Source organism: Leisingera sp. S132, from assembly GCF_025144465.1.
Classification (GTDB): Bacteria; Pseudomonadota; Alphaproteobacteria; order Rhodobacterales; family Rhodobacteraceae; genus Leisingera.
Map to the genome: position 1 here is coordinate 3,155,001 of NZ_CP083553.1, position 23,378 is coordinate 3,178,378.

A 23,378-nucleotide genomic window follows, 5' to 3' on the forward strand; every position below is an offset into this window, starting at 1 on the left:
CGTGGATATTTCGGGCAGAAACCGCATCGCCGATGCGGAACAGCTGGAACCGGCCCGCAGGATTGGATCGGATCGTTTGAGGCAGGCTGCTGATCAGGGCGTTCTGGTCGACCTGGCCCCGGTTGGCCGATGCCTCTTTGAGTTCGAAGTAGAGGCCGTCCAGCGGCAGGGTTCCATAGTTCAGGACCACCTGATCATACTGCGCCTCGTAAGAGTGACCGCTGTAATCCGTGCCGATAGACGCCGTCAGCCTGTTGCCGTTGCGGGCCAGCCCCTGCAAACGGCGGGCAACTGTAAAGGTGGCATCCTTGTCCTGCAGTGCCCGCATGTAGGGCACCAGGTTCATCCCCATAATATCCGGAGCAAAGGTCCGGTCGGGGGTCATCACTTCTACTCTTGCGCCTGCATTGGCGGCAACTTCAGCGGCCATCAGGCCCGGGTGGTCGCCGCTTTCATCGTAGATCAGCACATGCCCGGCCGGCTTCACATCGCCGGATATGATGTCCCAGCTGGACACCGCATGGGGCAGATCTGCTCCGGTTTCATGCAGCATCATGCAAGGCGTCCCGCCGGTCGCCAAGATCACCACGTCCGGATCCAGCACCAGCACATCCTCAGCCTCGGCCCAGGTATTGAAGCGGAACGCCACGTCCCGGGCCGCGCATTGCGCCATGCGCCAGTCGATGATGCCGATCATCTCAGCCCGGCGCGGGTTCTGCGCGGTCAGGCGGACCTGGCCGCCCGGTTCCGCCGCGGCTTCGAACACGGTCACGTCATGACCGCGTTCGGCCGCCACCCGTGCCGCCTCCAGCCCGCCCGGCCCGGCACCGACGATCACCACCTTCTTGCGCGCCTCTGCCGGGGCGATCTGATGCGGCATAGTGAGTTCGCGCCCGGTCGCCGCATTGTGGATGCACAGCGCCTCCCCTGCTTGATAGATCCGGTCCAGGCAATATGTGGCGCCGACGCAGGGGCGGATATCATCCTCGCGCCCCTCCATGATCTTCTTCACAATATGCGGATCGGCCATATGGGCGCGGGTCATGCCCACCATGTCCAGAAGGCCGCTGGCAACCGCATGCCGGGCCGTTGCCACATCGGGAATCCGGGCTGCGTGGAAGGTGGGCATACCTGTTGCCTTCTTCACCTCGCCTGCGAAATCCAGATGCGGCGCCGACTTCATGCCCTGGACCGGAATCACGTCGGTCATTGCAGGGTCCGTGTGGATGCGGCCGCGGATCACGTTGAGGAAGTCCACCATGCCGCTGGCTGCCAGCCGCTTGGAGATCTCCAGCCCTTCTTCCGGAGTGATCCCGCCTTCTTCCGCCTCATCCGCCGTGTAGCGCAGGCCGACGATGAATTCACTGCCCACCCGCCCCCGCACTGCCTGCAGCACATCCATCGGAAACTTCATACGGCTGTCCAGGGTCCGGCCGCCGTAAGGCCCGTCCAGATCATTGGTCAGCGGCGACCAGAACTGGTCCAGCAAATGGCCGTAGACCTGCAGCTCGATCCCGTCCATACCGCCTTCCTTCATCCGCTCCGCCGCATCGGCAAAGTCGGAGATGATGCGGGTGATATCCCAGTCCTCGGCCAATTTCGGAAACGACCGGTGCGCGGGCTCGCGGTGGCGCGAGGAACTGACGGACGGCAGCCAGTCGCCCTTGCTCCAGCCGGTGCGGCGGCCCAGGTGGGTGAGCTGAATCATGGCTGCCGCGCCATGATCATGCACTTGGTCGGTCAGGTTGCGGATCCAGGGAACCACTTCATCCTTGTAGGCCAGGATATTGTTGAACACCGGCGGGCTGTCGCGGCTGACCGCGGCGGAGCCGGCTGTCATGGTCAGCGCGACACCCGCCTTGGCCCGTTCCGCGTGATAAGCCGCATAGCGCTCCTTTGGCATGCCATCCTCCGGATAAGCCGGTTCATGGCTGGTGGTCATGATCCGGTTGCGAAGCGTCAGATGCTTCAGCTGATAGGGCTGCAGCAGCGGATCCTTGGACATGGCAGGCGTCTCCTGGAACAGTATCTTGGCATAGCGGTAAGGCGTGTCGCCCGCCACTCTCGACACTTATGTCAATTAAAACACCACACCTGTCAAGAAAAGTTGCGCGAGCCCCGCGCCGCTGCTATGGCTGGCGGATGGATACACAGGACATCACGCGCCCGCGGTTGAGCGAAGAGGATTGGCTGACAGCCGCCTATCAGGTGCTGACCGAAAGCGGTGTAGAAGCGGTGAAGGTGATGCCGCTGGCCAAACGCCTTGGCGTGTCGCGCACCAGTTTCTATTGGCATTTCAAAGACCGCGAGGAGCTGCTGGAAGCTATGGTGCGGCGCTGGGAGGAACGGAATACCGGAAATCTCGTGGCCCGCACCGAAGCCTATGCCGAGAGCATCGCCGAGGCGATGTTCAACCTGTTCGACTGCTGGATCGACCCGGAGCTGTTTGATGCCCGGCTGGACCTCGCCATACGCAACTGGGCGCGCAACGACAGCCGCCTGCAAGCGCGGCTGAACCTCGCCGATGCCCGGCGTGAACAGGCCATGACAGATATGTTCGTGCGCTTCGGCTATCCCGAGACGGACGCGGTGATTCGGGCGCGGGCCATGATCTATACTCAGATCGGCTATATCTCGATGCAGGTGCATGAAGGCACGGAATACCGGATTTCGCTGATGCCCGGCTGGATCAAAGTCTTCACAGGCACCAGCCCCGAACAGCGGGAACTTGACCGGTTCCTGGCCCGGCACCGATAGGGGCAGGCCGCTGCACTTTCATTGAAACGGGCACCGCCGCCTGCAAGGCAGGCATCACAGATGCCTGCCTTGCAGTTGGGCCGGGCGCCGCGCCTGAAGGGCGCGGCGCGGGTCGCTTCGGGCAAGGCCCGAAGCGAAACACCTCAGCACCATTTGCGTCTGCGCCCCCGAACCCGCAAGGCACTGCCGCGCCGGGCGCCAGCCCGGCGCGGCCAAAAGAAACGGGCGCGGAACCAATGGTTCCCCGCCCGCCCGGTTTCCTCGGCCAGATCTGCCGGATTACTCGGCTGCGATCTGCCCTTCGATTTTTTCCACCTTCACCGCCGAGAATTTGAACTCGGGGATCTTGCCGTAGGGGTCCAGCGCCGGGTTGGTCAGAATGTTGGCTGCTGCTTCCACATATGCGAAGGGCACAAACACCATGTCCTCGGCAATGGCCCGGTCGGCCCGTGCCATGATCTCGATCGAGCCGCGGCGGGTCGAGAGGCGTATCATCTCACCCGGCTCGATGCCCATCATCATGAGCGTGCGCGGATTGAGCGAGCAGTTCGCCTCCGGCTCCACCGCATCCAGTACCTTGGAGCGGCGGGTCATCGACCCGGTGTGCCAATGCTCCAGCTGGCGGCCGGTGGTCATGATCATCGGGTAGTCCGCATCCGGCGCCTCATCCGGCGGGATCACCGATGCCGGGGTGAAGCGGGCACGGCCCTCGGGGCGCGGGAAGCCGTCGCCGAACACAATCGCCTGACCGGGGTCGGTCTCATGCAGCGACGGATAGGTGATGGTCTCGGTTTCCAGCCGCTCCCAGGTGATGTTGTTGAGTGACTTCATGTTCAGCTTCATCTCGGCAAAGACTTCGCTGACATCCTTGTAGTCCCACGGCAGGCCGATGCGCTGCGCAAGCTCAACAGTCACCTGCCAGTCCTCGCGCGCCTCGCCCGGAGGCGGAACGGCGGGGCGCACACGCTGCACCTGGCGGTTGGTGTTCGACACGGTGCCGTTCTTTTCATACAGCGCCGAGGCCGGCAGGATGATGTCGGCATAGTTTGCCGTCTCGGTCAGGAAAATGTCCTGAACGATCATCAGCTCCAGCTTGGCAAAGGCGTCACGCGCGTGATCCGCATCCGGGTCGGACATCGCCGGGTTTTCGCCCTGGATGTACATGCCCTTGATGTTGCCAGCATAGGCCTGGTCGACGATCTCGGTCACGGTGAGGCCCTTCTCGTTCGAGAAGTCGCCGCCGCCCCAGACATCAGTAAAGCTCTTGCGGACATCATCCGAGGTCACGGTCTGATAATCAGGCAGGAACATCGGGATGAGGCCCGCGTCGGACGCACCCTGCACGTTGTTCTGGCCGCGCAGCGGGTGCAGGCCTGCACCCGGTTTGCCCACGTTGCCAGTCATCAGCGCCAGCGAGATCAGGCAGCGCGAGTTGTCGGTGCCGTGGATGTGCTGGGACACACCCATGCCCCAGAAGATCAGGCCAGCCTTGCCACCCGCAAAGGTGCGTGCAACGCTGCGCAGCTGCTCAGGGGAGACGCCGCAGATTTCCGACATCTTCTCAGGCGTGAATTGCGCCAGATGCTGTTTTTCCGCTTCCCAGTTCTCGGTGTATTTGTCGATGTATTCCTGGTCGTACAGGCCTTCCTCGACGATCACGCTCATGATCGCGTTCAGCATCGACACGTCCGCGCCAGGACGGAACTGCACCATTTCGGTTGCAAACCGGCGCAGGCCGACGCCGCGCGGATCCATCACGATCAGCTTGCCGCCGCGCTTGGTGAACTGCTTGAAATAGGTCGCAGCCACCGGGTGGTTCTCGATCGGATTGGAGCCGATGACGATCGCCACGTCGGCGTTTTCGATCTCGTTGAAGGTCGCGGTCACAGCGCCGGAGCCCACGTTTTCGATCAGCGCCGCAACGGACGACGCATGGCACAGACGGGTGCAGTGGTCGACGTTGTTGTGCTTGAAACCCTGGCGGATGAACTTCTGGAAGAGATAGGCCTCTTCGTTGGTGCATTTCGCAGAGCCGAAGCCCGCAACCGATTTCGGGTTCTCATCGCGCAAACGCATCAAGCCCTTGGCGGCCAGATCCATCGCCTCTTCCCAGGATGCTTCGCGGAAATGGGTCGAGAGGTTACCGGGATCGACGTTCAGGCCTTTGGCGGGCGCATCGTCGCGGCGGATCAGCGGCTTGGTCAGACGGTGCGGGTGGTGGATGTAGTCAAAGCCGAAGCGGCCCTTTACACATAGGCGGCCTTCGTTTGCCGGGCCGTTGATGCCCTCGACATGCTTGACCTTGCCATCCTTGACCTTGAGCGAAACCTTGCAGCCGACGCCGCAGAACGGGCAGACGCTTTCGGTTTCGCTATCGTAGTCCTTGCTGTCGCCAACCTGGTTGTCATCCAGCACGGTGGCGGGCATCAGCGCGCCGGTCGGGCAGGCCTGCACACATTCACCGCAAGCAACGCAGGTGGACTGGCCCATCGGGTCAGCGATATCGAAAGTCGGATAGGCATCGTGGCCTCGGCCGGCCATACCGATCACGTCGTTCACCTGTACTTCACGGCAGGCACGCACGCACAGGCCGCAGGAGATACAGGCGTCCAGGTTCACCTTCATGGCGACATGGCTGTCATCGAGGAGCGGAATACGGCCCTCTTCCAGCTTGGGGAAGCGGCTCTCGGTGACGCCGTTCAGCTCGGCCATGTCCCACATGTGGGAGGACTTGTCGTGCGCCTCTTCCCGCTTGGGCTGGTCGGCCACCAGAAGTTCCATCACCATCTTGCGGGCGTTTTCGGCGCGCGCGTTGTTGGTGGTGACGACCATGCCTTCAGAGGGTTCGCGGATACAGGAGGCCGCCAGCGTGCGCTCGCCTTCGATCTCGACCATGCAGGCACGGCAGTTGCCGTCCGGGCGGTAGCCCGGCTGCGGTTTGTGGCACAGATGCGGGATTTTCAGCCCGCGGCCGTTAGCGACTTCCCAGATGGTCAGGCCCTTGTCCGCCGTGACCTGTTCGCCATCGAGTGTGAATGTGACTTTATCGCTCATGGCTCAGACCTCATCCGGAAAATGTTTCATGGTCAGGCGGATCGGGTTGGGTGCGGCCTGACCCAGACCGCAGATCGACGCGTCGACCATTGCGGTGCTCAGCTCTTCCAGCAGGCCCTGATCCCACTTCTTCTCGCTCATCAGCTTGACAGCTTTCTCGCAGCCCACCCGGCACGGGGTGCACTGGCCGCAGCTTTCGTCTTCGAAGAAGCGCAGCATGTTCAGCGCCGCGTCACGGGCCGAGTCCTGATCGGACAGCACCACCACAGCGGCGGAACCGATGAAGGTGCCATGCGGCTGCAGCGTGTCGAAGTCGAGCGGAACGTCATTCATCGACGCAGGCAGCAGGCCTGAGGACGGGCCGCCCGGCTGATACGCCTTGAAGGCGTGGCCATCCAGCATACCGCCGCAAGCTTCGATGATGTCGGTGATGGTGGAACCGGCAGGCAACAGATGCACGCCCGGGTTCTTTACGCGGCCCGAAACCGAGTAGCTGCGCAGCCCCTTGCGGCCGTTCTTCTCAACCGAGTTCAGGCATTCCGGGCCTTCGCGGTTGATCTTGGCGACCCAATAGAGGGTTTCCACGTTGTGCACGAGGGTCGGACGGCCAAAGACACCCACCTGAGCCACAAACGGCGGACGGTGGCGCGGCTCGCCGCGCTTGCCTTCGATAGACTCGATCATCGCGCTTTCTTCACCGCAGATATAGGCCCCTGCCCCGCGGCGCAGGTCGATGTAGCCTTCTTCGACGATGCCAGCGTCTTCCAGCGCCTTGATCTCCCGGCGCAGAATTTCCAGCACCGCCGGATATTCGTCGCGCATGTAGATAAAGGCTTTCTCTGCCTCGACCGCCCAGGCAGCAATCAGCATGCCCTCGAGGAAAACATGCGGCGTGCGCTCTAGGTAGTAGCGGTCCTTGAAGGTGCCCGGCTCGCCCTCATCGCCGTTCACGGCCAGATAGCGCGGACCTTCGTTGGCGCGCACGAAACCCCATTTGGTGCCGGACGGGAAACCAGCGCCGCCCAGACCGCGCAGACCGGCTTCCTTGACTTTGGCCTGAACCGCTTCCCAGTCGCCATTTGCGCGCAGGTCTTTCAGCGTGGCATAGCCGCCTTCGGCCTCATAGGCCGCAAAGGTTTCATACTCGGGCAGGTGTGCATGGGTATCATCTGCCGCAATCGCCGCTTCCACCTTCTCGACGGTGGCGTGGTCGATGTGGTTATGGCCGATTTCCAGCACCGGCGCCGTGTCGCAGCGGCCCATGCAGGGTGCGCGCAGCACACGGACCTGAGAAGCATCCAGCCCATCTTCCAGCGCCTTCTTCAGCGCCTCGGCCCCGGCCAGCTCGCAGGACAGCGAATCGCAGACCCGGATGGTCAGCGCAGGCGGCGGGGTCTCGCCTTCCTTCACCACATCGAAATGGGCGTAGAAAGTGGCCACCTCATAGATCTCTGCCTGACCGGTGCGCATTTCCTCGGCCAGCGCCCGGATATGCGCGGCGCTGAGGCAGCCGTATTTGTCCTGAATAAGGTGCAGGAACTCAATCAAGAGGTCACGGTTGCGCGGGCGGTCCCCCAGCAGGTCCTGAACCTCGCTCAGCGCAATGTCGTCAACCTGGCGGCCTTTGGGCGTCTTGCGCCCTTTGCCTTTGCCGGACTTCCATACGCCCTTGCTATCATCCAATGGTGCCATGGGTTCCTCCAGTAAGCACATCTTTCATTCAGCCAATGCCATCAAGAATGAATATCGTCAAATCTGGAAATTGGATTGCACGATCAGAAAATCTTATGACGCCATTTGCGGCATCCTGTCGTCTACAAACGTCGCAACTACCTCTTTCAAAGCGCGCACAGTTGTGAGTTCCGGAGTCCGGTCCAGAGTCGCAATGCAAATCGGGCGCGCCTGTTCCGGCTCCACCAACGCCAGAACCCGGGTGCCGCCCAGATCGCCCAGCGCCTGCATCAGCGCCCGCGGCAGGATGGTCGCGGCCGAGCCTTCCCGCGCCAGCACCATCGACGCCATGAAGCCATTGGATTCGGAAACGATCTCCGGCTTCAGCCCCAGGTCGGCAAAGATCCGGTCGAGGATCCGCCGGTTCTGCATCTGCTGATCCAGCAGGCTCAACGGCAGGTCCGCTGCTTCCGCCCAGCTGATCATTTCGCCACGTCCGGCCACCATGTCTTCCGGCGCCAGCAGCACATAGCTTTCCTCATAGAGCGGCTGCACGGTCACCAGTTCGCGGCCCATGCTGTCGGCATAAGTTATTCCGGCATCAATTGTACCATCATACAGCCGCTGCTGGATAGCCAGCGAGGTAGTGACCTCCACCTGCGCCAATATCCGCGGATAGGCCTGGTGCACCTGATCCACCAGCTGCGCTGCCCAGGCGGTGGCCGTCGGCACGACGCCCAGCACCAGGGTGCCGCTCACTTCACCGCGGGTTGCGGCGATCTCCTGTTCCAGCGCCTTGGCATCGTCGAGGATTGAGCGCGCCCGGCGCACGATCATCATGCCTTCTTCCGTCAGACCCTGAAACCGGTTGGCCCGCCGCACGATGGACAGGCCGAGCCGCTCTTCCAGATTCCTGATCCGCATGGAGAACGCAGGCTGAGACATGCCGCAATCGGCGGCGGCCTTTGCGAAATGCTTGTGCCGCGCCAGCGCAGTCAGAAGCGTCAGGTCCTTGAGTTCGATCATAACAGAACCTTAAGCCCGTCCCGGCATCTGGCACAATGGAGCAGTTGGCCGCTCAATCCTGGCTGGCAGGGCCAGCGGAACCCTCCGCGGATCCGTAAAGCGCAGTCAGCTCCTCCAGTGCGGCCAAGGCGCCTTGCAACTGCACAAGCTTACTGGGATGGCCTGCAAAGGCTTCTTCAAGGAGGTCTTCGCGGGCAGCCTGCATTTCCGCAGCAGTCCGGCTTCCCTTCTCGGTGAGGCTGTAGGACACACCAGACCGGCCTGCGCCCTGTTTCCGGGTCAGCCCGGCTGAGGCAAGTTTTCGCAGGGAATACTGGATATTGGGAATATCCACACGATTGGTGATCCGGGCCATTTCCTTGATCGAGATAGCGCGGCCGCCTTCTGCGATCAGAAGCAGCAAGGTGACTTCCGCTCCTGACAGCGGGATGCCGCTCAGCTGTTCAAAACGATCCACCTGCCAGCGGACAAGTCCTTCATGTGTCCGCTGCACCGCAATCTCCAAATCCCGCAGCCGGCAGGAAGACTGATGATCAATAGGGTTTAATAACAAGGACTGGCTGACTGAATGATTCAATGAACAACTCCAAAATCTGCTGCCCAAACAGGCAAAATGGTGCGGATCAGAATACTGACGCCTTCGGCGCACCTCCCGGCCTCCAGATCAAGGCAGCTATGCGCCCCTGCAGCAGGCCCGGCTCAATTCCGAAAATCCAATTCAAATACTGCGCAACATATCCGCTCAAATCGCCGGAACTTCAATACCCTGCCCGATCACACGGCACAGCTCGCAGGGTAGAAAAAAATCAATGCGCTTTTCCGTTCGGATCGCGAGCCTGAAATGCTTGCAGGAACGCCTGCCGGCCGCCAATTGGCAGCATCCGGTTTCCAGATTCTCTGAAAACGCTCAAGACACGGGCAGGTTTTGCAGGTCGCGCCGCCTCATGGCATTGCGGGCAAGCCCGCCGTAGGCCTTGCACACCTGCCTCCTGCCGGTTGGTCCGGAAAGGCCGATCGCAGAGGTCAGGCCGGGAAACAGCTCAAACAGCTCCCGCCTGCCTTCCGCGTGCAATCCGCGAACAGCCTCAGGGCCCGGCCAGAACGTTTCCGTTGCAATACCTTCGGCAAAGATCACCTCGTGCTGCTCTGTCATCAGATGCACATAGGTGACCGGCCCGGTTGCCCCGGGCACCTGGACGCAGCTTGTGTCCCGCTCTGCAAGAAGCTTGGCGGACAGAAAACTTTCGTCAAGCTGCCCGTCCCCGCCCAAGGCCTTGCGGCCAATCAGCAGCCGGTGCTGCGGAGACAGCAGCATGGGCCGCTCAGGGCGCAGCAGCCCGCCCGGACGCAGGCAGTAGGGCCTCAGATGCGGACGCCGGGCCAGATCTGCCGGGCTCAGAGTCCGGCTGCCGGTCCAGATCACCGGCTGATAGCCATTGTCGGCGGTCTGCAGCATATCGCCAACCCGGATCTGCCCAGCCGGCACCGCGCCGCGCTGCGTGACAATCAGGACATCAGGCGTAAAGCAGGGGATACCCGCGGAATACATCTGCTGCGCGGTCGTCATCTGCGCCGGTGTCACCCCCTGCAGAACAAGCTTTTCACCGCTCGGGAAGGTGAGCAGCGCGTTACCGAACCCGTCATCGCTGACAGAAATATCCCAGGCCCGCACCGCGCCCGCCGGTCCGGTGCCGCCCGTCAGGTTCGAGACGTCCAGCTGGTCATTGTAGAAACCGTCAAGATCGTCATCACCGATGCTGAAATCGGTGATCGTATCGGTGCCGCCGCCACTGCTCAGGATCAGCTCATCATAGCCAATGCCGCTGGTGATGGAGTCATCGCCGGCCCCGAACGTCACGGTGTCATCCCCGGCGCCCGCATCAATCACGGTGCCGGCGCTGTCAGCAGAAGCATCCACGACATCTGCCTGATCCGTCAGGTTGAGCGCCTCGATCTCCGAGAAGGTGACCGTGTCGGTCCCGTCGGTGATGGTGCCGGCCTCATCCCCGGTATAGGTGACGGTGACCCCTGTGGTGACACCCGACATGTCGACAGTGTCGTAATCATTCCCGGCCTCGCCGCCGGTCAGGGTGTCATTGCCGAACCCGTCCGACATTTCGAAGGTATCAGCGTCGGCCTCACCATACATCAGGTCCGCCCCGCTGCCGCCGATCAGCAGGTCGTTGTCGTTGCCGCCGTACATTGTGTCGGCGCCGTCGCCGCCCTCCAGCGTGTCATTGCCATCCGTTGCAACGATGCTGTCGTCGCCGGCCCCGCCGACAAGACTGTCGTCGCCGGCCGAGTTTCTGAGGGTGTCATTGCCAGCGCCGCCGATCAGCGTGTCGTTACCCAGACCCGTCGTCAGGCTGTCGTCGCCATCGCCGCCTTCGATGTAGTCGTCACCATCACCGCCAGAGATGGTGTCCGCGCCAAGACCGCCGATCAGAGTATCTGCCCCGGCCCCGCCGTCCATCACATCGTCGCCGTCGCCGCCGTCCATACTGTCGTTGCCGGCCTCGCCGTACATCAGGTCAGCATCGGCGCCGCCTGCCATCACATCGTGATCATTGCCACCATACAACGTGTCGTTGCCATCGCCGCCTTCCAGCGTGTCGTTGCCATCGGTCGCAACAATACTGTCATTGCCGGTGCCGCCAACCAGGCTGTCGTCGCCCGCCGAGTTGTGCAGCGTATCGTCGCCCTCACCGCCGACCAGCGTGTCATTGCCCAGTCCGGTTGACAGGAAGTCGTTGCCTTCGCCGCCGTCGATGTAGTCATTGCCGTCACCACCGGAGAGCGTGTCGCCCCCGGCCCCGCCGATCAGCGTATCCGCCCCCTCTCCGCCATCCAGGACATCATCACCGTCACCGCCGTCCAGGCTGTCGTCGCCCTGTTCGCCCAGCAGCGAGTCATTGCCGCCCTGCCCATAAACAACGTCATTGCCTTCACCGCCCGAAATCGTGTCGGCCCCTTGCTCAAGTAGGGTGACAACCGGATCGTCAATGACATCGCCGGACAAGGTGAACCCCGCCAGACCGTCCCGGGTCTGAAGCGTAAACTCGATCGAGGACCGGTCCTCGAACCCGGCGGAGAACCAGGCGCTCTGATCCGTGTAGGCATTCAGCTGTGTCCCGGTGGCCGTTACCAAACTGCCGTCAGTCGAGGTGCTGAGGTTGGAATCCGAAGAAACGCCAAAGGAGGTGAAACTGCTGCCGTCAATAATGACTGCTTCGGCATCTCCGTAGCCGCTGTTGTCATCGATATCGTTGAAGGTCGCAGTGGAGTTCAGGTAAACCGGCTCGCCTGTTGCCGGATCAAAGAATTCCAGCCGGAACGTTGCCTGGTCACCCGCCTGATCCCCTTCCAGCAGGATCTCCGCACCGTCGGTGTAACCGAACTGCACTGACATATTCGCGTTAGATTTCCCGACCAGGACCAGTTTGCCCCAGACTTTTGTGCCATCCTCCAATGCCGCAACGTCGCTGAAGACAGCATAGTTGCCCGCAGAACCTGTCCAGCCGTCATGCGAGATGCTTTGGATATTGCCGATCTTCAGCTCAAGCGGACTGGCGTCCGCGCCCTGTTCGAACCCGTCCCCCATGTCGCCATAGATGACATCATCACCCTCGCCGCCATCAATGACGTCATTGCCCTCTTCGCCGGCAACGGTGTCAGCACCCTCGCCCGCTTCGATAACGTCGTCGCCGGTGCTTCCGGCGAGCTTGTCGTTGCCTTCGGTGCCTTTCAGAGACGCAAGGAGGCCGGAAAGCCAGTCAGGTAGGGGCATAGTCAAATCTCAATCTCTGGCCGCAGGTGCCTGAGCACACAAAGAGCCAAGTGCTCCCGGCAAAACAGCCGCTATTGCGCCCCTCAATACACGCATCCCGGTAATGAATCGTAAATCTGGCAGGTGTTGTGAAATTTCCGTAAAGGCCGCAGCAGAAGAACCGGAGCGCCTGCCAGGGCACGCGGCCCGCTCAAAACCCGATCGTTCGGCGCATTTCACCCTTCAATGTTGAGTGATTCGCATTGTCTTGAAGGCAGTCAGCTAAAAGTGGAATTGTATTTTCGCCGTTTCAGGCCGCTAAAAAGGCCAAATACAGGGCAACAAGCCGCATCTTAACGGCCCTGAAATGAATCCCTCTGACTGTTTTCACGTCCGGCACCTCGCTGCTGGACCGCCACTGACCGCTCTCAGGCAGTCCGGCAGACTGAAATGTTGATGGGACCTTCGCTGTAATGACTCGACTGTTTAAATTCTGGAACAACATGCGGCTGGGCCGCAAGCTGCCGCTCTCCATTGCCGCGCCGACAATCTTCCTGACTCTCGCATCGGGCTTCTTCTTTGCCTGGGAAGCCGGGCAGGCGCTCAAAACCAACCGAGAGGCGGCCTATGCCACGCTTCTGGAAGAGCGCAAGGAGGCATTGGAGAACTGGGTTGCCGGGCTGCGGTCCCAGACCAGAACACTGGTGGCCAGCAAAGCAGTTGAAACGGCGCTGCGCGACTTTTCCAACGGGTTCTACTCGCTTGGCGACACGCCCGGCAGCTATCTGCGCGCGGCCTATGGCGAAGGCAACCCGAACCCGGCAGGCGAACGCTACAAGCTGCTGGACGCCAAAGACAAATCGGCATGGTCCATCCGCCACAAGATGAACCACACCGGCTTCGTGACATTCCTCGAAGAGCAGGGATTCCTGGATGCCTACCTTTTGGATGTGCAGGGCAACATGGTCTACTCGGTCCACAAAGACGAAGACTTCGCGCTGAACTACCTGGACGGGCCGTACAAGGACAGCGGGCTGGGTCTGGCGTTCCGCACGGCCCTGGAAATGGAGCAGGGCAGTGTGTTCCTGTCGGAAATGGCCGGATATGCGCCCGATGGCGGGGCGGCCGCGATGTTTGTCTCCTCTCCCATCTACAAGAAAGACGCGATCATGGGGGCGCTGGTGCTGCGCGTGCCGGTGGATGGCATCGCCGGCATCCTCTCCCATTCCGCGCTGCTCGGCGAAACCGGGCAGGCCTATCTGGTGCGCGGCGACGGCATCGCCCTGACCGCATCGGAACGCGAGGGCGGCCACCAGGTTCTGACCAAGCTGCCGGAACTGCAGCAGATCACTGCAGCGCTCAGCGGCGGGGAAAGCAGCTTCTCAGGAACCCCCGGCCTTGCTGGCCAGCCGGTTGAGGCGATGGCTGCGGGCGTCGGACTCAACGACCGAACCTGGGGCATTGTGCTGGAAGTCGACAGCGCCGAGGCCCTGGCGGCCGAGAAAAGCCTGGTCAATGCTTCCATGCTGCAGGCAGTCGGGGTTGCCCTGGCGGTGGCCCTGCTGTCCTGGATCGCGGCCCGCGGCATTGCGCGCAAGGTGTCCGGCCTGTCTGACAGCGTGGAGCACATTGCCGCAAAGGACTATGGCCACCCAGTGGCTGGTCTGGGCACTGGCGACGAATTCGGCAACATCGCCGGTATTCTGGAAGGCTTTAAAACCGATCTGCAAAACGCCCAGCTTGCTGAAGAAGAGCGGGCGGAAGCACAGCGCGAGCAGGATCTTGTTGTGAATGAATTGCGCACCGGCCTGACCCATCTGGCAAAGGGCGACTTTTCGACCACGATCGATACGCCCTTCCCCGAGGCTTACAAGGGCCTGCGCCTCGACTTCAACCAGACGGTCAACACGCTGAACGCCACCGTGCGCGAAGTTGTGGAAGCCACCACCAGCATCCGCAACGGCACGTCGGAAATCAGCCAGGCTTCCGACGATCTGTCGCAGCGCACCGAAAGCCAGGCCGCGACACTGGAACAGACCGCAGCGGCCCTTGATCAGATGACCGCCAGCGTCAAGGCCGCCGCAGATGGCGCCCGCAAAGTCGAAGCTTCCATGAACGAAGCCCGGGACGAAGCACTGGCCAGCGGCGAGGTTGTCCAGAACGCCGTTACCGCAATGAATGGCATTGAGGAGTCCTCCCGCCATATCTCGCAGATCATCGGCGTGATCGACGACATCGCCTTCCAGACCAACCTGCTGGCCTTGAACGCAGGCGTCGAAGCTGCCCGGGCCGGCGAAGCGGGCCGCGGCTTCGCCGTCGTCGCCTCCGAAGTGCGGGCACTTGCGCAGCGTTCGTCAGATGCAGCCATGGAAATCAAAACGCTGATCTCCAATTCCGGCGAACAGGTCGAAAAGGGCGTGGATCTGGTCGGCAAGGCCGGCGAGGCGCTGCACAGCATCGTGTCGCAAGTCTCCCACATCTCCGGTCTGGTCTCGGACATCGCCACAGGCGCGGCAGAGCAGTCGACCGGCATCGGCGAAATCAATACCGGGGTGATGCAGCTGGACCAGGTCACCCAGCAAAACGCCGCCATGGTCGAGCAAATGACCGCAGCGGGCCAATTGCTGAATGGCGACGCCTCCAACCTGGCCGGTCTGGTGGCGCAATTCGATGTTGGGCAGGAAACCGCCGCCCCGCGCGAGGCGGCCTCCCTTCCGGAGGTTCCGTCGGCACATGGAACCGGCTGGGATGAGATCCCCGAGGTGCCGGCCCCCGTGCCAGTCTCAGAGGGATCAGCCGCCTTGGCAAAATGGCAGGACTTCTGATCCCGACGGTCCGGTCCTCAGCAACGGCTGCTGCCGTTGCCACACTCCACAGCAGCTGCAAGCACCCGTATTGTGGAAACCGGATTTTCAGACTTTAAAAGGAACATAGAGCAAAACCGGACACCGGGCAAAATTTCAGGCCGCTAATGCCAAAGGTGTTTTCGGAAAAAGCAAAGGTGGCTGAATGGCCCTGTCAAATCTCCCCGCGCGCTGGATGCGTGCCTTTGGCAACAGGACTTACCTTCCTGCCCTGCTTGCACTGGCGGTGGTATGTGCTGCGGGACTCTATGCCGAAAGACAAAACGCCACGATCCACTTCCAGTCACAGCGCGCCGACACGCAGCAGGCGGCGGGGATGATCAAATCCCGCCTCGAGGGCCAGTTGAACGGCGACTACCAGCGCCTGCGCGGCCTTGCTGCAATGCTGGCGACAGAACCGGACATAAGCCAGGAACGGTTCAGCCGGATTGCCGCCCAGGTATTGGAGGGGAAAACCGCCATCCGCCATATTGCGGCAGCTCCCGGACTTGTTGTTACCCTTGTGCACCCGATGAGAGGCAACGAAGCGGCCCTGGGGCTGGATTACAACAAGAACGAGGCACAGCGCGCTGCCGCGCACCGGGTGCGCGACAGCGGTGAAATGGTTCTGGCTGGCCCCGTCAATCTTGTACAGGGCGGTACCGGGTTCATTTACCGCCTGCCGATCTTCACCGGCACCGGAGAACAGCGCCAGTTCTGGGGCATTCTCTCGGCAGTTGTCGAAACAGACACCCTGTATGCGATTACCGGCCTGCATGCCCGCGGCAAGCTGGAGCTTGCGCTGACAGGCCGGGACGGAACAGGAGCGGCCGGGCAGCAGTTTTTTGGCTCAGCTGGCATTTTTGCGGACAACCCGGTACTTTTGGACATTATGCTGCCCGCCGGGTCCTGGCAGATGGCAGCCCGCCCGCAGGACGGATGGCAGAACAGCCCCGGCAACCTTTGGCAGCTTCGGTTCGCGCTTCTGGTGGCAGGCACTCTGATCGTGTTCCCCACATTTCTGGCAGGCAGGCTGTCCAATGCCCGGCAAGCCGTGATCGGCAAGCTGCGCCACCGCGAAGCGGAACTGGAGGCGGTATCGCGGCGGCTGGAGATTGCGGTCAAGACCTCCCGGGTTGGCATCTGGGAATACGACGCCGCGGCCCAGCGGGTAAGCTGGGACAGCCGGATGCACGAGCTTTACGGCGTGCCTGAGGAACTGGGTCCGCCAAGTGCAGAGGCCTGGACCGAAACACTGCATCCGGATGACCGCAACAGGGTTCAGGATGCCTTGAATACCGCAGAAGAGAACCACGCCAGCTTTGCCTCTGATTTCCGGATTGTCCTGGACAACGGCACAATTAAGCACATCCGGGCTCTGGCCAGCCCGTTCACCGATGCCCGCGGCCGGAAGCTGATGATCGGCGTCAACTGGAATGTCTCAGAGGATGTGAGCCTGCGCGAGGAACTGATCCGCGCCAACCAGACCCTGTCCGAACGCAACAGTGAGCTGAAACTAGGCAAGCAGGCCCTGGAACAGGCGCATGCGGAACTGCAAAAGCAACAGGCGGAGCTGCACCGCCTGTCGCTGGTGGCCAAACACGCCTCAGACAGTATCATCCTGACAGATGCGAAGCGCCGGATTCTTTGGGTCAACGACGCCTTCACGCGGGCAACAGGCTATCTGGCAACTGACGCCATCGGCCGGACGCCGTCCGAACTTCTGGACGGGCCGGCAACCAACGCCCAGGTGATCCAGGAAATGAACCGCCACAAGGAACTTGGCATCCGCTATCACAACGAGGTTCTCAACTACACGAAATCGGGCGACGAAGTCTGGTTCGACACCAACATCGTGCCGGTGACATGTGCGGATGGATCTGTGGATCTGATCATCGGCATCGAACGGGACATCACCCGCAGCAAGCAGCGGGAACGCGAACTGGCAGAGGCAAAACTTGCGGCGGAGCAGGCCGACCGCGCCAAGTCGGAGTTTCTTGCCAACATGAGCCATGAGATCCGCACACCGATGAACGGCATCATCGGTATGGCCGACCTCCTGGCGGAGGCGGAACTGCCGCCTGACGAACTGCAAAACGTCGAGACCATCCGCAGCTCGGCCCAGGCCCTGCTGAAGATCATCAACGATATCCTCGACCTGTCACGCCTGGAGGCGGGCAAACTTTCGATCACAGGAGAGGACTTCAATCTGCGCGACTGTGTCAGCAGTGCTGCCAATCTTTTCCAACCGAAGGCTCTGGAAAAGGGCCTGCCGCTGGAAATCAGCTATGCAGACGGATTGCCGGAACGGATGCACGGCGATGACGGACGCTTGCGCCAGATCCTTGTTAACCTGATTGGCAACGCAGTGAAATTCACGACGGACGGCAGAATTTCCGTTCGGGTGTCGCATGCGCCTGGCAACCCCTACCGCCTGATTGCCGAAGTCGAGGACAGCGGGATCGGCATCTCCGAGGACCAGGCACGCCACATCTTCGACCGTTTCACACAGGCCGATGCCGCCACGACCAAAGCGTTCGGGGGAACCGGATTGGGCCTGACCATCTCCAGCATGCTGGCAAAGCGGATGGGCGGCGGTATCTCGGTCACCTCGGAGCTGGGCCTGGGGTCCTGTTTCCGGCTTGAACTCCAGCTTCAACCGGCAGGCGAAACCGCAAACGAAGTTGCGCCGCTGTCTTTGGACAGCCCTCCGCAGATTGCGCCTTGCAGGGTTCTCCTGGCGGAAGACAACCAGACAAACCGGCTGCTGATCCGCAAGTATCTGCGCAACCAGCCGGTGGAACTCGCCGAAGCCGCCAACGGGCGCGCTGCCGTGGAGATGTGCCAGAAGCTGCGTCCGGATATCATTCTGATGGACATGTCGATGCCGGTTCTCGATGGTCTCGGCGCCACCCGGGAGATCCGCAGCCTGCCCGGTCGCCAGCCGGTCATCGTGGCCCTGACTGCCAACGCCTTTGCCAGCGATGAGCAGGCCTGCCTGGAGGCCGGCATGGACCACTTCCTGGCCAAGCCCGTGAAAAAATCCGTGCTTCTGCACAGGCTGGCTGCGATCACTGAAGAGATCGCTCCGCAGCAAGAACCCCGGGCCAGCGCCTGACAAAGAGGGCCGCAGCCCGTCCGGGTGCGGGCTTATACGGCCGTGCCGATCAGGCCGACACCGGCGGCCATCAGAAGTGCCGATCCCAGCCGCCGCATCCAATAGCCCTCCTTCAGGAAGACAAATCCGATCAGCGCAGCAAAGATCACAGAGGTCTCGCGAAGAGCGGAAACGGCTCCGAGCGGGGCAAAATTCTTGGCATAGAGCACCAGCCCGTATGCAATCATCGACACCAGCCCGCCGGCAAGCCCCAGCATCCAGGTCTTTGCGGGCAGATGTGCCAGGGTCCGCCGCCTGCGGACAGCAACAAACCCTGCAATGAAAAGATGCAGGAAGGCTCCCCAGGCCCAATAGCTGAGGGTATGCCCTGACAGGCGCACTCCGATGCCATCAACCACGGAATAGATCGAAATGCAAAATCCGGTGCCTGCGGCAAAACCAAGTGCCGCCCGCCCGACACCGGACCGCAGTGCTTTCCAGCTGCTGAGCTGAATGCCGCAGGCGATCACTGCAATTCCGGCCCAGGCCTGCAGCGGCAGCACCTCGCCGGCAAAAACCATTGCCCAGAGTGCAACCAAAGCCGGAACGATGCCGCGGGCAATCGGGTAGACGACGCTCAGGTCGCCATGCTGATAGGCGCGGCCCAGCATGTAGTAGTAGCCGAAATGAACGACCGTCGACGCCAGAATGTATGGAAAGCTTTCCACCGCCGGCATCGGCAGCACCGCGATCATGACAGCCCCCGGAACAACCTGGCCAAAGGCCACCAGCCCAAGCGTTGTGGTCCGGTCTGCCGCCGTCTTCACTATGGCGTTCCACAGCGCATGCAACAGGGCTGCCGACAAGATGATGGCTATTATGGAAAGCGTCATATCCGGATCAGTCTTTTGGCAAGAGCCCGGCGGCCGGGGTCTCCCCGCCTTCGGGCATATCTTCGATGAGCCTGGTTTCCAGGAGCTGTCCGCTGCGGTAGAGCACCGGGGTGGCGACGGCGGCGATGTGGCTGTTGAACTCGCGCAGGGCGCGCAGGGTCTCCAGGTGGATGTCGGAGGTGTCAAAGCTCTCCCGCGCGCCGTCCTGCAGCCGCTTCAGGTGGCGCTTGCGGCTGTCGTGCTCCATCCGCTTCAGCTCGGTCTTCTCCAGGCTCAACAGCCGCGCGCTCTCCAGGTCATCGGAGATCAGCACGTTGGAGGCCAGCTGCATGTTGGCCAGGATCGCCTCATGCATGCGGGTGATTTCCAGCCAGCCCTCGCGCGAGAAGCTGAGGCCCTTCTTGTTCATCTCCCCCGCCAGCACCGTCAGGCGGCGCGCCACCACATCGCCCGCGGTCTCCAGCCGGATGGCGTATTCCATCAGGCTGCGGGCGGTCTTCAGCTCGGCCTTGCCGAACGCCTCCTCCGGGATCGCCGCCACATACTGGCGGATGCCGGAGAGGCAGGCGTTCACCTCCGCGTCCATCTGCTGCACCGCCCTGATCTGCTCCTTGCTGCCGCCCTTGTAGAGGTCCAGCACCGGGCGGAACATGGCGCCGGTCTGATCGGCCATCCGCAGCAGCTCCCGCTTGAGGTTGGCCACCGCCTGCGCGGGCGAGCCGTAGCTGCCCTGCTCCAGCGCGCTGACCGGGCGGCCCGGCTGCGCCGCCGCTGCCTGAACGGGCTCCGGGAAGGCGCGGGCAAAGACGCCGCCCAGCGGGGTGCAGGCGGGCAGCGCCAGCAAGAGGAGCGACGCGTTGAAGGCGAGATGGGCATTGACCAGCATCTGGCCGCCCTGCGGATCGCCCAGCCAGCCCTGGCGCAGCGCCAGATTGGCGGCAAACAGGCAGAGCACCGCCCAGGTGCCGCGCAGGGCGAGGTTGGCATAGGGGATGCGCCGCGCCTTCAGCGCCATGCCGCGGCTGAGCCAGACCGGGATAAACGCGGAGCCGAAGTTCGCCCCCAGCACCAGCGACAGGCCGGCGGCAAAGGGAATGGCGCCGATCTGCACCAGGGTGACGCACATCAGGATCGCCGCCACGCTGGAATGCATCACAAAGGCCAGCGCGCCGCCAACCAGGAAGGCGGTGATATAGTCGCGTGCCAGGTAGCCCGCCACCGCCGGCAGAAAGGCGCTGTCGCGGATCGGGTCCATCGCCTCGCGCAGAAAGCGCAGTGAAATCAGGATGAAGGCCACGCCCATCAGGATCCGCCCCAGCTGGCGGGCCTTCTTGGCCTCGGTCTTGACAAACAGGTAGCCGCCCGCCGCCAAGAGCACCGGCACCAGCCAGTCGAGCTTGAACGACAGGATCTGGATGATCAGCGCCGAGCCGAGATCGCCGCCCAGCACGATCGCCAGCCCGGTGGGAAAGGCGAGATAGCCGCTGGCGGCAAAGCCGGAGGTCAAGAGCGCCACCGCGGCCGAGCTTTGCAGCACGATCGCCAGGACCAGCCCCATCAGCCCGGCCTGCAGATGGCTCTGGCGCGCGGTCAGCAGCCGCTGGAACGAAGCGCCGTAGCTGCGCTCAATCCCGGTCCGCACCATCCGCACCGCATACAAAAGCAGCATCGTCGCGCCAGCAAGGCTGATCAGAAAGGTCAGTATCGCCATGTCAATTTCCGCTCGAAGCCTTCTGCCGGAGCCTATCCGCTCCCGGCATGGCCTTAGTGCCGCGCGGCCCTGGCGGCAACAGCAATTCCTGCTGGGCACAAAAGGGTGTACCGCTCCGTGCCCGCCTCTTCGCGGACCCCTGCCTCAATCTCCCTTGCCGGATTGGGCAACTTCTGTTTTCACCCCCCAGCTGCTCAAGGCAGCAGACAGCTTCTTGCCGGGATCCTGATCAGTCAGCAAGACAGATATCCTGCGGGGGTCCGGCCCGCAGTGGGGCGCCGTCTCCGCAAACTTCGGATGTGCAATGGCGACTGCAACCTTCTGAGCGCAGTCAGCGGCCACGCACGCAAGCTGAGCTTCATCCGCGCTGTGATAAAGCACGCCTTGTTTGGCCGAAAGCGCATCCGCAGACAGGACCGCCAAGTCAAGCGCGAACCGGCGCAGTTGCTGCTCGGCAACAAAGCCGAACGTGCCCCGTTCATTGCTCTGCATTTCTCCACCCAGAAAATGCACCCGGTTGCCATTGTGGTTTGCCAGGGTCTGCGCGGCTCCAATTGAGTTTGTCACCACAGTCAGATCCGACTTCTGGCGCAATTCCTCAGCAACAAAAGCCGTGGTGGAACCGACATCAAGGAACACCGCCATCCCGTCTCGCACATAGCCGGCCGCCAGCGCAGCAATCCGTGCCTTTTCCTTCTGGTTTTCAGAAATCCGCCGCGCAAAACTAGTCGCGCTTTGCGGGCCGGCCAGAAACGCGCCACCATGCACACGCTGCACGGCCCCTGCCTTGTTCAGCGCCTTAATTGTGCGGCGAACGGTTTCTTCGGACACATCCAGCATCTTGGCAAGTTCGGCGCTGCGAGCAGAGCCGCCCAAGCGGCGCAGCGCGTCTACCAGCTCCATTTCACGGTGGGACAGGGAAAGAGAGTCCGACAAGAGAAGTTTCCATTTCTTGGGCCGTTTGCCCAATAAGGCACGGGCCGGCGGTGCATGACAAGGCCTTACCGCAGCCTCTGCTGCGGCCCGGACCCCGCACAGACAGGCAGGCCTCACCCGCCCCTTTCCGGTCTGCCTTCGGCCGGCCTGCAAGCGTTGGGCGTGGCGCCGTGCGGGTGCACGGCGCGGGCAGCGCCCCGCCAGGGGCGCTGCCGGGCCCAAGGCCCTTGCCGGGGCATCCTTGATGCACAGGCGGGGCGCGGGAGCCTGCCGGGCAACAAAAAAACCGCCGCGGCCTCGGGGCCGCGGCGGTTTCCTGTGTTCAGCGAAGCCCGTGCTTACAGGTTCGGATAGAGCGGGAACCTGGCGCAGAGGCCCGCGACCTTGGCGCGCACCGCCGCTTCCACATCCGCATTGCCCTCTTCCCCGTTGGCCGCCAGACCATCGATCACCTCGATGATCAGGTCGGCGATCTGGCGGAACTCCGCCTCGCCGAAGCCGCGGGTGGTGCCGGCCGGCGTGCCCAGGCGCAAACCGCTCGTCACGGTGGGCTTTTCCGGGTCGAACGGGATGCCGTTCTTGTTGGTGGTGATATGGGCGCGGCCCAGCGCCTTGTCGGCGATGTTGCCGGTGACGCCCTTGGGCCGCAGGTCGACCAGCATCACATGGGTGTCGGTGCCGCCGGTGACGATGTCCAGGCCGCCCTGGATCAGCTGGTCCGCCAGCGCTGCCGCATTGGCGCGCACCTGCTTCTGGTAGGCCTTGAACTCCGGCTTCAGCGCCTCGCCGAAGGCCGCCGCCTTGCCGGCGATCACATGCATCAGCGGGCCGCCCTGGATGCCCGGGAAGATCGCCGAGTTCACCTTCTTGGCAATCGCCTCGTCATTGGTCACGATCATGCCGCCGCGGGGGCCGCGCAGGGTCTTGTGGGTGGTGGTGGTGGCGACATGCGCATGCGGGAACGGCGAGGGGTGCTCGCCGGCGGCGATCAGGCCTGCGATATGGGCCATGTCGACCATGAAATAGGCGCCCACGCTGTCGGCGATTTCACGGAACTTCGCAAAGTCGATCTGGCGCGGGATGGCGGAGCCGCCGGCGATGATCAGCTTGGGGCTGTGCTCGCTGGCCAGCGCCTGGATCTGATCGTAGTCGATCCGGTTGTCATCGCGGCGCACGCCGTAATGCACCGCGTTGAACCACTTGCCGGACTGGTTCGGCGCCGCGCCGTGGGTCAGGTGGCCGCCGGAGGCCAGGTCCATGCCGAGGATGGTGTCGCCGGGCTGCAGCAGCGCCTGGAACACGCCCTGGTTGGCCTGGCTGCCGGAGTTCGGCTGGACGTTGGCGAATTCGCAGCCGAACAGCGCCTTGGCCCGGTCGATGGCCAGGTTTTCGGCGACGTCGACATACTGGCAGCCGCCGTAATAGCGGCGTCCCGGGTAGCCTTCGGCGTATTTGTTGGTCAGCACCGAGCCTTGCGCTTCCATCACCGCGGCCGAGACGATGTTCTCCGAGGCGATCAGCTCGATCTCGTCGCGCTGGCGGCCCAGCTCCGCCGTGATCGAGGCATAAAGTTCAGGATCGCGCTCAGACAGCGCTTGGGTGAAAAACAGATCTTTGGACATTC

Annotated in this window: 13 protein-coding genes (1 of these 13 only partly in view); 3 read left to right on the top strand and 10 right to left on the bottom strand. The window is 62.6% G+C overall.

Annotated elements, in window-relative coordinates; all coding sequences use genetic code 11:
• A protein-coding gene (locus K3725_RS15615) for an NADH:flavin oxidoreductase (RefSeq protein WP_260018623.1) crosses the window boundary here: on the bottom strand, positions 1-2,005 show its 5' portion. It extends 41 nt beyond the left edge of the window; only the first 2,005 of its 2,046 coding nucleotides appear in the window; it begins with the start codon at positions 2,003-2,005; the stop codon falls past the left edge of the window.
• Positions 2,006-2,142: 137 nt separating this feature from the next.
• Here K3725_RS15615 and K3725_RS15620 point away from each other — a divergent pair, with 137 nt between their 5' ends.
• Positions 2,143-2,757, top strand: coding sequence for a TetR/AcrR family transcriptional regulator (locus tag K3725_RS15620; protein WP_260016207.1), 615 nt, complete (start codon positions 2,143-2,145; stop codon positions 2,755-2,757).
• A 279-nt stretch (positions 2,758-3,036) separates the two neighbouring features.
• On the opposite strand, the gene fdhF is transcribed toward K3725_RS15620, so the two are convergent.
• The 5 genes from fdhF to K3725_RS15645 form a co-directional block, all read right to left on the bottom strand.
• Positions 3,037-5,811, bottom strand: coding sequence for a formate dehydrogenase subunit alpha (gene fdhF / locus K3725_RS15625; RefSeq protein WP_260016208.1), 2,775 nt, complete (start codon positions 5,809-5,811; stop codon positions 3,037-3,039).
• Between the two features lie 3 nt (positions 5,812-5,814).
• The gene (locus K3725_RS15630) at positions 5,815-7,503 is read right to left on the bottom strand and encodes an NAD(P)H-dependent oxidoreductase subunit E (protein ID WP_260016209.1); all 1,689 of its coding nucleotides are present in this window, start codon (positions 7,501-7,503) and stop codon (positions 5,815-5,817) included.
• 93 nt (positions 7,504-7,596) lie between these two features.
• Complete coding sequence (locus tag K3725_RS15635; RefSeq protein ID WP_260016210.1) at positions 7,597-8,508, bottom strand: LysR family transcriptional regulator; 912 nt, start codon at positions 8,506-8,508, stop codon at positions 7,597-7,599.
• 52 nt (positions 8,509-8,560) lie between these two features.
• Positions 8,561-9,085 (bottom strand): winged helix DNA-binding protein, encoded by a 525-nt coding sequence (locus K3725_RS15640; protein WP_260016211.1) that lies wholly within the window; start codon positions 9,083-9,085, stop codon positions 8,561-8,563.
• A gap of 330 nt (positions 9,086-9,415) precedes the next feature.
• A complete protein-coding gene (locus tag K3725_RS15645) occupies positions 9,416-12,295 on the bottom strand; it encodes a Hint domain-containing protein (protein WP_260016212.1) in 2,880 nt (959 codons plus the stop codon).
• Positions 12,296-12,747: 452 nt separating this feature from the next.
• On the opposite strand from K3725_RS15645, the gene K3725_RS15650 reads away from it, so the two are divergent.
• Both K3725_RS15650 and K3725_RS15655 read left to right on the top strand, forming a co-directional pair.
• Positions 12,748-15,099, top strand: a complete 2,352-nt coding sequence (locus tag K3725_RS15650; protein WP_260016213.1) for a methyl-accepting chemotaxis protein — start codon at positions 12,748-12,750, stop codon at positions 15,097-15,099.
• Positions 15,100-15,283: 184 nt separating this feature from the next.
• Positions 15,284-18,235 carry an ATP-binding protein gene (locus K3725_RS15655; protein WP_260016214.1) on the top strand — a complete coding sequence of 984 codons (2,952 nt, stop codon included), beginning with the start codon at positions 15,284-15,286 and terminating at the stop codon, positions 18,233-18,235.
• Between the two features lie 32 nt (positions 18,236-18,267).
• On the opposite strand, the gene K3725_RS15660 is transcribed toward K3725_RS15655, so the two are convergent.
• The 4 genes from K3725_RS15660 to glyA all read right to left on the bottom strand — a co-directional run bounded on the left by K3725_RS15660 (position 18,268) and on the right by glyA (position 23,376).
• Positions 18,268-19,107, bottom strand: coding sequence for a DMT family transporter (locus K3725_RS15660; RefSeq protein ID WP_260016215.1), 840 nt, complete (start codon positions 19,105-19,107; stop codon positions 18,268-18,270).
• 7 nt (positions 19,108-19,114) lie between these two features.
• Positions 19,115-20,818, bottom strand: coding sequence for a Na/Pi cotransporter family protein (locus K3725_RS15665; protein ID WP_260016216.1), 1,704 nt, complete (start codon positions 20,816-20,818; stop codon positions 19,115-19,117).
• Positions 20,819-20,962: 144 nt separating this feature from the next.
• Positions 20,963-21,754 carry a DeoR/GlpR family DNA-binding transcription regulator gene (locus K3725_RS15670; RefSeq protein ID WP_260016217.1) on the bottom strand — a complete coding sequence of 264 codons (792 nt, stop codon included), beginning with the start codon at positions 21,752-21,754 and terminating at the stop codon, positions 20,963-20,965.
• A 338-nt stretch (positions 21,755-22,092) separates the two neighbouring features.
• The gene (gene glyA / locus K3725_RS15675) at positions 22,093-23,376 is read right to left on the bottom strand and encodes a serine hydroxymethyltransferase (RefSeq protein WP_260016218.1); all 1,284 of its coding nucleotides are present in this window, start codon (positions 23,374-23,376) and stop codon (positions 22,093-22,095) included.
• Between the last annotated feature and the right edge of the window lie 2 nt (positions 23,377-23,378).

What these genes read in the sequence shown, in the direction of transcription:
- K3725_RS15620 (WP_260016207.1), top strand. Translation starts at nt 2,143, where the DNA reads ATGGATACACAGGACATCACGCGCCCGCGGTTGAGCGAAGAGGATTGG.
- fdhF (WP_260016208.1), bottom strand. Translation starts at nt 5,811, where the DNA reads ATGAGCGATAAAGTCACATTCACACTCGATGGCGAACAGGTCACGGCG.
- K3725_RS15630 (WP_260016209.1), bottom strand. Translation starts at nt 7,503, where the DNA reads ATGGCACCATTGGATGATAGCAAGGGCGTATGGAAGTCCGGCAAAGGC.
- K3725_RS15635 (WP_260016210.1), bottom strand. Translation starts at nt 8,508, where the DNA reads ATGATCGAACTCAAGGACCTGACGCTTCTGACTGCGCTGGCGCGGCAC.
- K3725_RS15645 (WP_260016212.1), bottom strand. Translation starts at nt 12,295, where the DNA reads ATGCCCCTACCTGACTGGCTTTCCGGCCTCCTTGCGTCTCTGAAAGGC.
- K3725_RS15650 (WP_260016213.1), top strand. Translation starts at nt 12,748, where the DNA reads ATGACTCGACTGTTTAAATTCTGGAACAACATGCGGCTGGGCCGCAAG.
- K3725_RS15655 (WP_260016214.1), top strand. Translation starts at nt 15,284, where the DNA reads ATGGCCCTGTCAAATCTCCCCGCGCGCTGGATGCGTGCCTTTGGCAAC.
- K3725_RS15660 (WP_260016215.1), bottom strand. Translation starts at nt 19,107, where the DNA reads ATGACGCTTTCCATAATAGCCATCATCTTGTCGGCAGCCCTGTTGCAT.
- K3725_RS15665 (WP_260016216.1), bottom strand. Translation starts at nt 20,818, where the DNA reads ATGGCGATACTGACCTTTCTGATCAGCCTTGCTGGCGCGACGATGCTG.
- glyA (WP_260016218.1), bottom strand. Translation starts at nt 23,376, where the DNA reads ATGTCCAAAGATCTGTTTTTCACCCAAGCGCTGTCTGAGCGCGATCCT.